The sequence below is a fragment of the Haloferax sp. Atlit-6N genome (assembly GCF_003383195.1).
Lineage (GTDB): Archaea > Halobacteriota > Halobacteria > Halobacteriales > Haloferacaceae > Haloferax > Haloferax gibbonsii.
The window spans coordinates 1-526 of record NZ_QEQJ01000175.1; the positions used below are offsets into that span (position 1 = coordinate 1).

1 protein-coding gene is annotated in these 526 nt (G+C 66.0%); it reads right to left on the bottom strand.

The window, feature by feature from the left end; genetic code table 11:
- Positions 1 to 526, bottom strand: a 526-nt coding sequence (locus DEQ92_RS21790) for a HEAT repeat domain-containing protein (RefSeq protein WP_147299568.1), incomplete at both ends; no start/stop codon positions are given.

The following is a 526-nucleotide window of genomic DNA, read 5'->3' on the forward strand; positions in this document are numbered from 1 at the left end:
CGACCGCGCGCGTGTCGCCGATGAGGCCGAGCGCGCGTGCGGCGTAGGGCCGAACGTTGTCGTTGTCCATCTCCAGTTTGTCCGCGATCGCCTGCGTCGCCTCCGTCGACCCGATCTCGCCGAGCGCGCGGAGCGTCACCTTCTGGAGCGCCGGATCGGAGTCGGCGTCGACGTACTCGACGAGCGTCTCGACGGCCTCCGCTGCTCCATCACCCATTCGGCCGAGCGCCTTGATCGCCGCCTTGTCGCGGCGCTGGGCGAGTTGGTGCATCTCCTCGAAGGCCTCGGGGTTCGCCATCCGGACGAGCGCGTCCATACAGTGCTCCTGCATAAACTCCGACTGGAGGCTATCCTTCGCGAGCAGCACCATATCGACGCGGCCGCGTTTCTCCCACTCTTTGAGCGCCGACAGCTCCGGCGGGTAGTCCTTGTAGTGACGCAGGACGTCGTAGAAGCCTTGGGCCATCAGTTGCTCGTTCGTCTCCAGGTCGTCCCACTCTTGGGCGTCTTCGAGACCGGCTTCGAG